The sequence below is a fragment of the Lacinutrix sp. genome (assembly GCF_037625555.1).
GTDB lineage: Bacteria > Bacteroidota > Bacteroidia > Flavobacteriales > Flavobacteriaceae > Lacinutrix.
In genome coordinates, this window is record NZ_JASJHV010000098.1 from 1 (window position 1) to 3,571 (window position 3,571).

Sequence of the window (3,571 nt, forward strand, 5' to 3'; positions counted from 1 at the left end):
GACTTCGATAAAGTAATTGAAGTAAACTTAAAATCTGTTTTTAACATGACAAAAGCAGTACAACGTTCAATGCTTACGCAGCGTAAAGGGTCTATTATTAACATGAGTTCTCTAGTAGGCGTTAAAGGTAACGCTGGGCAAACTAATTATGCAGCTTCTAAAGCAGGGATAATTGGTTTTTCTAAATCTGTAGCACTAGAATTAGGATCAAGAAATATTAGAAGTAATGTCATTGCACCAGGATTTATAGAAACCGAAATGACTGCAAAGTTAGATGAAGAAACTGTAAAAGGATGGCGTAATGCAATTCCTTTAAAACGTGGTGGTACTCCTGAGGATATAGCCAATGTTTGTGTGTTTTTAGCAAGCGATATGTCTGCTTATGTTACAGGACAGACATTAAATGTTGATGGCGGAATGCTAACTTAATAAATTTACTATTAATCATAATAAATAACCAACCATGAAAAAATTAATTTTTGTTTTTACGCTTTTTATAGCTACAACAATCTTTGTAAATGCTCAAGACTGGATAAATTATAACTCTCAAGACTTAGCTTTTGTTGCAAATTTTCCAGAAGAGCCTAAAAGAACAGTGCAAGATGTAGAAACAGCCCTAGGTGCACTTAAGATGCATATGATTATGCATACACCAACTTCTGGAGACCACAATATTGTATATTCTGTAATTAGATTAGATTATCCAGAATCACAATTCAAGGACGCAGATGATGAGTATAATACTAACGTTTTAGATGGTGCTGTATCAGGAGCAGTAAAAAATATTAATGGAACATTAATTTTTGATAACAAAATAAGATTAAATGGCTATCCTGGAAGAAGTATAAAAATCGAAGTCAATGAAGGCTTATTTAGTTGAAAACTCAATTGTATATTACACAAGTAATTTGCTTAACTGATAACGATAAAAACACCAGTATAAAACGTTTTATGTATTCATTCAATATTCTAAAAGTAAAGCAATAGTTGGCAACACAAACACTATTATATATAATATTAGCTGGAATTGTTGCACTTTTATTAGCGCTTTTCCAATATAAATTTAAAGCAAAAGGCACATCAAAAAAAAATGTGCTTTTTGCATTTTTACGTTTTGTAAGTATTTTTAGTGTCTTGCTACTGCTTATCAATCCTAAGTTCGAGCAAATTAAGGTTTATGTAGAAAAGCCTAATTTGGTTATTGCTGTAGACAACTCTAGTTCTATCAGGCATTTAAATCAAGAAGATAATGTGCTAAACATAATAGAAGGTTTAAAGAATGAAAGCGCTTTAAACGAAAAGTTTAATATAGATATGTTTTCTTTTGGTAACAATCTTAATGTTTTAGATTCATTATCCTTTTTAGAACAACAAACCAACATAGATAATACTTTTAAAGAGTTAAATCTAGTTTATAAAAAAACAGTATCTCCAACTATAATTATTACAGATGGAAACCAAACATATGGTAATACTTACGAATATTCAGCAAAAAAATACAGCCAGCCAGTTTATCCAATAGTTGTAGGTGATACTGCAAGTTATTTAGATTTAAAACTAAAGCAGCTTAACGTTAATAAATATGCGTTTTTAAAAAATAAATTTCCAGTAGAAGCTATTTTGGTTTATTCTGGAGGTCAAAACGTTACCACTAGGTTTGAAGTTACTAGTGGTAGTAAAACTATTTTTTCTAAGAATCTTAATTTTACTGAAGATGATAATTCTAAAATTTTAAATTTCACATTACCTGCAAATAGTGTTGGAGTAAAAAGTTATAAAGCATCGCTAGTATCAATTTCTTCAGAAAAAAACAAAACAAATAACAGCAAAAATTTTGCTGTTGAAGTAGTAGATGAAAAAACGAAAGTGGCTATTGTAAGTTCAGTTTTACATCCAGATATAGGCATGCTTAAAAAGAGTATAGAAATTAACGAACAGCGTAAAGTAGTATTATTAAGCTCTCAAGAAGCAATAAAACAACTAAATGATTTGCAATTAGTTATAGTGTATCAGCCAAATAATTTGTTTAAGGATTTGTTTGAGGCTTTAAAGCTTGAGAATAAAAATAAATTTGTGATTGCTGGAGCTAAAACAGATTTTAGGTTTTTAAATAAAGTAAGCGAAAATTACCAACATGATATCACTTCACAGACTGAAGATTATCAACCTATTTTAAACACGAATTACAATTCTTTTATTATAGATGATTTAGATTTTGAATCTTTTCCTCCAATATTAGCTAACTTTGGTGAACCTAATTTTTCAGTGCCTTTTAAAAGTGTTTTATTTAAGAAAGTAAGCTCAATAAGTACAGATGAGCCACTTTTAGCAACATTCGAGATTAATGGTAGAAGAGAAGCTGTTTTGTTTGGTGAAAACCTATGGAAATGGAGAGCTCAAAGTTTTATTAATAACAATAGCTTTAATGCTTTCGATAACTTTACTGGTAAGTTGGTTCAATACTTAGCATCAAATAAGCGAAAAAATAGATTAAATATAGATTATGAATCTTTCTACTTAGGTATTAGTAACATTATAATCTCTGCTCAGTTTTTTAATAAAAACTATGAGTTTGACGTTAATGAAAGTTTAAACATCATTGTTACAGATAAATTAAATAAATCAACAAAAACGATACCTTTTATTTTAAAAAACAATAATTACCAAGTAGATTTAAGTGCTTTACCTGCTTCAGATTACGACTTTAGCGTAAAAGCTACTAGCGAAAATATTTCGAAGTCTGGTAGTTTTAAAATACTTGAATACAATGTAGAGCAACAATTTTTAAATGCAGATATTTATAAATTAAATACAATTGCTAATACAAGTAATGGAACTAGTTATTTTGTAAATAACTATAAAACCCTAATTAAAGATTTAGCAAAAGATGAACGCTATAAACCAATACAAAAAATCAGTAAAAATATCGTACCTTTAATCGATTGGAAATACCTTCTAGTGCTAATAGCTTTATCGCTTGCTATAGAATGGTTTATGAGAAAATATAACGGATTAATATAAATAAAAACAAAAAAGAAAAAATGAAAAAATTACCAAAAATTGGATTACCAATATTAGTAGGAACAATTATACTAGTTATTGTTTTAGCTAAATCTGCTGTAACTATAGATTCTGGTGAAGCTGGAGTGCTTTTCGAAACTTTTGGAGAAGGAGTAGTAACAGATAAGCCACCTATGAGTGAAGGTTTTCATATTGTAGCACCTTGGAATAAAGTATTTGTTTATGAAGTTCGCCAGCAAGAGTTATTTGAAAAAATGAAGGTATTATCTTCTAACGGATTAGAAATTCAGATTGATGCATCTGCTTGGTATGAGCCTGTTTACGATCAATTAGGTAACCTGCACCAATCGCTTGGTCAAGATTATTTAGGACGCGTAATTCAACCAGCAATTAGAAGTGCAGCAAGAAGTGTAGTTGGACGTTATACACCAGAACAATTATACTCAAGTAAGCGTGATGCTATACAAGATGAAATTTTTGCTGAAACAAAAACAATTTTAGCAAAGCAATACGTTCAACTTAACGAGGTTTTAGTTAGAGATGTAACTTT

General features: G+C 29.7%; 4 protein-coding genes. All 4 read left to right on the forward strand.

The genetic code is table 11. The features are described 5' to 3' along the window. Positions 1 to 429: SDR family oxidoreductase (locus QNK89_RS08140; RefSeq protein ID WP_340170512.1), on the forward strand; the 429-nt coding region annotated here is incomplete at its 5' end. A gap of 34 nt (positions 430 to 463) precedes the next feature. Then, positions 464 to 880, forward strand: a complete 417-nt coding sequence (locus tag QNK89_RS08145; RefSeq protein ID WP_340170513.1) for a hypothetical protein — start codon at positions 464 to 466, stop codon at positions 878 to 880. A 107-nt stretch (positions 881 to 987) separates the two neighbouring features. Continuing rightward, positions 988 to 3,021, forward strand: coding sequence for a VWA domain-containing protein (locus tag QNK89_RS08150; RefSeq protein WP_340170514.1), 2,034 nt, complete (start codon positions 988 to 990; stop codon positions 3,019 to 3,021). 20 nt (positions 3,022 to 3,041) lie between these two features. Beyond that, the coding region (locus QNK89_RS08155; RefSeq protein ID WP_340170515.1) for a prohibitin family protein at positions 3,042 to 3,571 on the forward strand (530 nt) is incomplete at its 3' end.

Coding starts and splice junctions, on each gene's coding strand:
- QNK89_RS08145 (WP_340170513.1), top strand. CDS start 464: ATGAAAAAATTAATTTTTGTTTTTACGCTTTTTATAGCTACAACAATC.